Annotated in this window: 6 protein-coding genes; 3 read left to right on the top strand and 3 right to left on the bottom strand. The window is 65.0% G+C overall.

The window, feature by feature from the left end; all coding sequences use genetic code 11:
- Positions 1-444: 444 nt before the first annotated feature.
- The 3 genes from H7C86_RS36330 to H7C86_RS36320 all read left to right on the top strand — a co-directional run bounded on the left by H7C86_RS36330 (position 445) and on the right by H7C86_RS36320 (position 2,756).
- On the top strand, positions 445-759 hold the full coding sequence (locus H7C86_RS36330) for a DUF6412 domain-containing protein (protein ID WP_182263467.1): 315 nt from the start codon (positions 445-447) through the stop codon (positions 757-759).
- Positions 760-825: 66 nt separating this feature from the next.
- Positions 826-1,449, top strand: coding sequence for an ABC transporter ATP-binding protein (locus tag H7C86_RS36325; RefSeq protein WP_075840857.1), 624 nt, complete (start codon positions 826-828; stop codon positions 1,447-1,449).
- Positions 1,446-2,756, top strand: a complete 1,311-nt coding sequence (locus H7C86_RS36320; RefSeq protein ID WP_182263466.1) for a DUF6297 family protein — start codon at positions 1,446-1,448, stop codon at positions 2,754-2,756. Before H7C86_RS36325 ends, H7C86_RS36320 begins: the two co-directional genes overlap by 4 nt.
- A gap of 387 nt (positions 2,757-3,143) precedes the next feature.
- On the opposite strand, the gene H7C86_RS36315 is transcribed toward H7C86_RS36320, so the two are convergent.
- Genes H7C86_RS36315 through H7C86_RS36305 form a run of 3 tightly spaced genes read right to left on the bottom strand, consistent with a single transcriptional unit; the run spans position 3,144 to position 7,002 of the window.
- Complete coding sequence (locus tag H7C86_RS36315) at positions 3,144-3,551, bottom strand: DUF6262 family protein (RefSeq protein WP_182263465.1); 408 nt, start codon at positions 3,549-3,551, stop codon at positions 3,144-3,146.
- Positions 3,548-5,791, bottom strand: a complete 2,244-nt coding sequence (locus tag H7C86_RS36310) for a tyrosine-type recombinase/integrase (RefSeq protein ID WP_182263464.1) — start codon at positions 5,789-5,791, stop codon at positions 3,548-3,550. Before H7C86_RS36310 ends, H7C86_RS36315 begins: the two co-directional genes overlap by 4 nt.
- Entirely contained in the window at positions 5,788-7,002 is a 1,215-nt protein-coding gene (locus H7C86_RS36305) for a tyrosine-type recombinase/integrase (RefSeq protein ID WP_075840862.1), read from the bottom strand. The genes H7C86_RS36310 and H7C86_RS36305 overlap by 4 nt, the downstream gene beginning before the upstream one ends.
- Between the last annotated feature and the right edge of the window lie 113 nt (positions 7,003-7,115).

Raw genomic sequence — 7,115 nt, 5'->3', positions numbered from 1 at the left:
TTATCTGGATCCCGTGCTGTTCTGAGTCATGAATATCCAGCTCAAAGCGTAAAAGGCATCTCAGTCACAGGGTCGTCCTTAAGGGGATTTGGTTCAGTCCACGACACAGGCCAGTCTTATGGCAGATACGTTCCTAGCCACTTGATATTTCGCTCCGCGCTCCGACCGGATGTCCGTCATTTCAGGGGACACCCAGCAGGTGCGCCTGTCGTTGTTAGTCCGGCGGTGTCGTGGCCGGGCTTGCTTGCTTTTGTCGCGACGATGATGTGTCGGGTCTCGGTCAGAGCGAGCAGGTAGTTGTGTTGATGACGGTGTTCGAGGCCATGTCGAAGGCCCCTGTGGTGGGCGGCTCCGTCGGCGTTCACTCCAGGTGGCGGCCTCCTCACGGAGATGCATATGTGCAACCCGAGCAGGGACGCGGTGAAGGATCGGTACCATGCGGTCATGCGATCAGGGAGCGCGATCCTCAGCCGGATGACTGTGGTGTTCGTCTTGCTGTCCCTTGGCCTGGTTTTGGTCGTTGCGATACCGCAACCGGTCGAGGTGGCCGTGGCTGTGGCGGTCGCCCTCTCGGTTGCCTTGCTCGCTGCCGCATTCCTTCGCCCAGACCTGCTCGCGTTGCCACTTGTCGCGGGCAGTGGGCCTCCTGCCGATGAGCGTCGCCTGCGCGGATCGTTCCGCCGTCAGACTCATCCCGCCACTGCCGGTCGTCCCATGCCCCGAGCACCCGGCCCTCTCGCGGAGGCGCAGCCGACCTGATTCGGCCATCGTGCGTCTCCGCACCGACGACACCGTTGAATTCTCGGATCGTAGGAGAGAGACCTCATGTTGCACCTGTCCGGCATCACCCGCGCCCACGGGGAGTTCATTGTCTTTCGGCGCGTCGACCTCACCGCTCGCCCTGGCTCCGCGTGCGCCGTGGTCGGAGTCAATGGCTCCGGAAAATCTACGCTGCTCCGCTGCGCCGTCGGTGCCGACTACGTCGACGAGGGGCGCGTGCTCCTCGACGGCATCGACCTCGACGAGAGTGACCCCGCCGCCCGCGCGGCGATCTCAGCCGTCATCGACGACGGCGGAGTGTTCCCTCATCTGTCGGTGCGCGAGCATCTGTTGCTGATCGCCACCGCACACGCTGTCGGCGACGCGGAGGCTGTCGTGACGTCGGCACTCGACGGCCTCTCCCTGGCTCCCGCGGCCGATCAGCTGCCGGTCACGCTCTCCAGCGGGCAGCGCCGGCGGTTGATGCTGGCCTCCGCCTTCGTGCGGCCCCGCCGCGTTCTCGTCTTGGACGAACCGGAGCAGCACCTCGACGCCGCCGGTCGCGAGTGGTTGATACGCACGCTGGTCGCCGAGAAGGACGCAGGTGTGGCGGTGCTGTTCGTTTCCCACGACGCGGTGCTCGTCGACGCGGTGGCCGACGTCGTCGTCGATGCGGACGCGTGGCGATGACCACCGACGAGATGAGCTCAGCCGAACTGCACCGAGAACTCCGCCGACGCCGTGTCGATACCGAAAGCACGGTCGAGCGGATGTCGATCTGGGGTGGGGGCGTGGCTTCGATGACGGCGATCGCGCTGTGGGTGCTGTCCGGACGCGCGACGGGATTGACCGTGGCTCCGGTGCTGTCGGCGTCGTCGGCGACCGGCGTCGGGTTGGTCGTCGCGGCGGCCGCACTTCATGGTGTGCGCATCGTCGGCCCGGTCGGCACCGACGCTGCCACGACGCACTGGCTGATCTCCGCGCCGCTCGATCGTGGAGCGCTGCTGCGCGGCCGGGCTCTGGCGTGGAGTGGCGCATTCGTCGTACTTGGGGTCGTGGTCGCCCGCGTGCTGGCGTTGGTCGCAGGTGCCACCCTCTGGTGGCCGCTCGCCGTCGTCGGGGCCGCCGCTGGTGCGCTGGTGGTCGCCCTGGCGCTGTTGGGTCAGCAGTCCCGCAGGTGGTCCTCCGCGCTGCCTGTGGTCGAGTTCGGAACCGTGTTTCTCGCGGCTGCTGCGGCGGTCACACCGCCTGCTCCCGTCGTAGTGTCCGCGGCCGTCCTCTCCGTCGCGGCCGTCGCCGCATGGGCGACAGCGGTGTCGCGCCTCGGGAGGATCCGCCGGGTATCGCTGACGTCGGGGTCGGATCTGTTGGCAGCCGGGTGGGTGGGAGTGTCCTTTTTCGACGTCGGGTTCCTCGTGTCAGCGCTCGAGTCCAGAGCTCTTCGACGTCGTGGGGCGGTGCGCTCGCGCAGCCGCGGCTGGGTGTCGACCCGCCCGGCGGGTGCCCTGGTGTGGTCCGATGTGGTGCGACACCGCCGGAACGTAATGATGCCGGCGGTCCTGGCTGTCGGATCAGGTCTCGTTGTCGTCGGCTCTGCGGTGCTGACGCCGTACTGGGCAGGTGTCCTGGGCCTTGTCGTGGGCTACGTCGCGACGTCGGCGGCCAGTATCGGTCTTCGAGACGTCATGTCGGACAGGGCGATACGGTTCGCTCTCGCTCTGCCGGACCGGATGGTGACCGGCGCGTTCCTCGTGGTGCCTTCGCTCGCGGCGCTGACCGTGGCGGTCGCGGTGGGGGTAACGGTGTCGTGGTGGTCGGGCCTGGTCGTCGGGTTGACGACTCTGATGGCTGCCGTCCGTTCCCGCACGGCCCCGCCTCGTGTCTACGACGGCCTGGCTATCGTGACCATGTTCGGCATGGTGCCGGTGGACATGATCCGGCAGTTGCTCCGGGGTCCGGGCCTACTGCTCGTCGGGGCGGTCCTCCTGCTGCTGTGACGGGACTCGCCCATCAGGTCCGGATGCGGTCCCCAGGCCGAAAATCGCCACACTCGGTGAGAAGAATCATCCGTCGTTGCATGCTGTGCATGTGGCGGATCGCAGGTCAAATCCCGCAAGCTGCGTCACACCGAATGAGAACCCACTGACGTCAGGCAAAAAGGAGGGGACGACCATCGGTACTACTACTACTACTGGTGGCCGCCGGCTCTTTCTGAAGCCCTTACGTGTCGTTGAAGTGGTGCGACCTCGCGACCCCTGACTCGGCTCAGTCTGCAGATAGTGGCCTGACAAACCGTCGACTGAAGGTCAGTCGTACGACTTTGAACCACCATCGGTTTTGTGCCGCCCCCAGTATGAGGTGATTTTCGGGGGCGTTTCGTGCCCCTACGTTGCCGGCTCGTATCGAGGTGTGGGCGCATTTCGGCGCAGCGTGAGGTTCTCGCCGTGTGCCGCGGCGAGCGCTGTGCGTAGTCGGGTGATTTCGGCTTTGGCTTCGCGCAGTTGGCGGGTGAGGCTGAGGACGATCGTGCTCTGCGTATCCGGTTCGATCGGGGTGTTCGGTGCCGGTTGGTCCCGGGTCCGTAAGCGAATGATCTTCTCGCGTAGTTCGGTGTTGCGGTAAAGGAAGTCGAGGCTGACGTTGCCCTCGCGTGACACTTTCCGGAAGTTCACCGCTTCACCACGTTTACTCAGTGCGGCAATAGCTTTCGTTGCTCTTTCGACTGCGGCGGTCGTGCGGGCCTCGGCAGAGCGGCGGAGCAATTGGCTGCGTTGTTCGGCGTCGAGGGTCATGGTCGATGTCCTTTCCTGCTGGGTCCCAGTGGTAGGTCCACCGGTGTCCGTGGCTGCGATGCTCGGCGGACCGCGTCCCGGCCACCGACGCCGGCTCCCTGTACCGTGGTCGATTCGTCACCGTCGGGGGAGGTGAGGTTGGCGATGATCAGGTTCAGTGCGGATACTTCGCTGCGGCGGGCGGTGAGCCACATGTTGTCGTCGGTCATGTGCTTGCCGGTGCGCTGAAAGTGTTGTGTGCGTCGGGTTTCGATCAGATTTAGCGTCGAGTCCCGCTGGTCTTCGAGTTCGGTCAGATAGGTGGCATTCGTTGCGAACTCGCCGCAGGTCAGGCACGCGTTCCCCCGTTCGCAGGTTTTCGGGCGCGGCAGCAGGCAATAGCCGTTGGGCAGGATCCGGTCGGTGCGCTGATCGAGTTGCAGGACATCGAGGAGCGCATGTTGATCGACGTCATGGTCCCGCCCGTCGGTGCCGATCAAGGTCAGCCGCAGGAACTCTTCCTCATGAGTGCGGGCCAACGTTTTTGCGTAGCGCAGTGTCATCTCCGGTGAGACGTGCCCCAGATAGCGCTGCACGACGTGCAGTGGTGTGCCCGCGTTGAGCATCTGAGTGGCCTTGGTATGCCGCAACCGGTGGGTGCGCTGGAAATCGACAGGGCGGCCGTGTTTGTCGCGAAGCTCTATCAACGCAGCAAGGTCGGTGAGTCGTTGACGGATGCCGCCGAGTGGACGCTGGCCCCGTTGGTTGCCCTTGCGCGCGAGGAAGAGATACTTCGGTTCCGCGCCGACGGTCAACGTCGGCAGGATAGTGTCGCGAACCCAGTCCTGTTGCTCGCGAATGATGTTCACCACGGCCTGCTCGACGGGGATCGTGTTCGGGGCTCCATCGATCTTGGTCTGCTGGTAGCGCAGCCGCGCCACAAAAAACTCCGACGCCGAGTCTTCGGGCTCCGGTTTCTTCGGGTCGGATTGCCGATCGGGTGCCGTGAGTAACGGGCACAGAGGGTCCGGATCGAGCATCAGGATTTCGTTGACTCGGCGGCCGGTGAGTATCAGCAGCAGATAGGCGCGCATGACCTGCGGGTCGCCGAGCCCGAACACCGTCTTGTCCTGCCCATCGACGACGATGGTGCGACTCTCCTTGACCGGCAGACCGATCAGATCCAGATGCGCGGCGACGCGACTGAGATCTTCGTCGTCGAGGTACTCGGGTGCGTCGTCGGAGCGCACGACCGAGATCGTTTCCCCTCGCGGCCACATCACGAGGTGGCGTTCGGTGAGCTCACGCCATCGCGGGTCGCCCAGGACGAACGCCGCTTCGTCGCGGTGTTCGACGAAGAACGCGTACATCGAGTTCACTGCGGTCTGGGTGAGGGAGATGGTCTTGTTGGACAACGGTTGGCCTTTGTTGGGCCCGTTGGCCGCGCGGCGGGTGCGTAGCCAGCCGAGGAAGTCATTCGCGAACGGACGCAGCATCGTCGCCGGGTCGGTGACCAGTACCGGACTGTCTATACCGCGTTCGATCAGGAAGGGCCCGAGATGAGCGCACAACGAGGTTCGGTATCGACCGACGCTGCCCCACCGAATCCGGTCGGCGTTGAGAAGGGTTCCGAGCCACCATTGGCCTGCGGCACGAAGCCAATCCGGTTCCACGGTCGACCAGTCGACCGTGGCATGACCGCGCGGTTCGTGTCGGCGTGCTGGTATTCGGGAGTCGTGGAGGGGATCCCACAGCTCGGCCTGCCACCACGCCTGTTCGTGATAGGCGATGCCGACCGCCCGCCGGAGGCGGCGCATGATCTGCAGATGGTTTTGGCTGAACCGTGCGCCCGGAAGACGTTGGTGGCGGGCGGTGAACGCCGACCGGGCCTCGGTGATCCACGTGTCGAGGTCCAGGTCGAGGAAGGATGTGATCGGTGGGTGGCCTCGCTGGACCCGCGAGGTGCTGATGTGGGCGATCGAATGCATCCACGTCGACACCGCGGACGGCGAGACCCGTTCACCGGTGACATGCAGCGACCACAGCCACCAGATGAATTCGTGGCGGATCGGATCGGGAACATCGAGTGCGACATGTTGGTGGGTCCGGCTCGGGTAGTGGTAGATCACCTCGTTCCACGGCCAGGCCAGCATGTCGAGAGTCGTTCCGGGCCGGACATGTTCGGGAACGAGTTCCCAAAGATCGTGGTCGGTGACCCCGCCCTGTTTGTGTTCGGGCAGCGGCAATGCAGCAGACTTCATCGATTCTCCAGGGTTGTCGTATATCCCTGCTCGGCTGGTAGGTGCCATCCCTGCGCATATGTCCGCCACTCGGCCACGCTGCGTAGCTCCGCCTCTTCGGTCACCCATCCGTACAGGTCGAGAGTGGTCTGGACCTGGGCGTGACCGAGTCGCCGCATGACGACATGCTCGGGGACCCCGCTCAGAAGTAGCGCCGTGGCGTGGGTATGCCGGAACCAATGCGGAGTCCAACCGGTGGGGACGGCGCCGCCTACACGGCGCTGCAGCCGCTCGACGACCCGGTAGACCCCGCTCGGTGTCATCGCCGACAGCAACTGTCCGCCACCGGTATTGACCAACACGGGGTCGGTGTCGCGAAGCGGCAAACCATGACGGTCGGCTAAATCGCCGACCTCGTAGAGGAAGTCCCCGTAGAGCCGCTCGAGCCGGTCGGACACGAACACGCGCCGGCCCTTCATGTTCTTCACTCTGGCACCGTTGGGATTGTCGCCGCGGGGAACAACCTCGATATACGGCGTGCCGCCGCGTCCGACGACCCAGTCCTCGTGCCGCACACCCAACGCCTCCCCCAAGCGAAGGCCTGTCTCGGCAAGTATCTCGAACAGCAGACGGTCACGCAGATTCCCCGCCCACGACCGGCCGATTGGATCGAATGTTGCTGCGCTGTCCAGGATTCGCTGCACATGCACCGGCAGGAACACCGGTGTCGGACCGGTATGCCAGCGGCGACGCGGGACGAGCGCGGCAGGTCGATCGCGCCGCCGGCTCTGCAGGTGCGTCAAGAACGATTGGAACTCCGTTTCACGCCGTTCACGCCCCAATCGCGGTGCAACTGCGCCGTATTGGCGTTCTGACCATTCGTAGAACGAGGCCAGCGCCGCCAATCGCAGCGACACCGTTCGTGGCCCGCACGTCGTGGGCTTGACCGGGTGTTGGCGTGCGGTGGGCAGATCCCCGCCGGTGAGCCAGCCGATGAATCCGCTCAGCGCGGTCAGGCCAGGATCGCGCCACTCGACCCCGTTCTGCTCGAGGTAGTGCCACCACAACGCGAGCCCACGGGAGTACGCTTTCACTGTGTTGGGGCTGAACGCGCACGCGACCCGAAGCCACTCCAGCCATTCCTCGACAGGGCCTACTACTGCGTGGTCGCGGTCGAGGACAGTCCAGGTCACCCCGCCGTCCGGCAGTACCACCTTTTGCGTCCGAGCCATGACACCCACCTCCCGTACGGGTGTAGGCAACCATCAGCTCACGTGCAAACAAAGCCGACACGCCGACGCTCACATGACGTCGAAGACGCCTGGAGGTGGGGTGAGGATAAGAC

Source organism: Rhodococcus sp. UFZ-B548 (genome assembly GCF_903819475.1).
GTDB lineage: Bacteria > Actinomycetota > Actinomycetes > Mycobacteriales > Mycobacteriaceae > Rhodococcus_F > Rhodococcus_F erythropolis.
The sequence above is the reverse complement of the archived record's forward strand: the minus strand, read 5'-3'. Positions and strand labels throughout refer to the sequence as shown.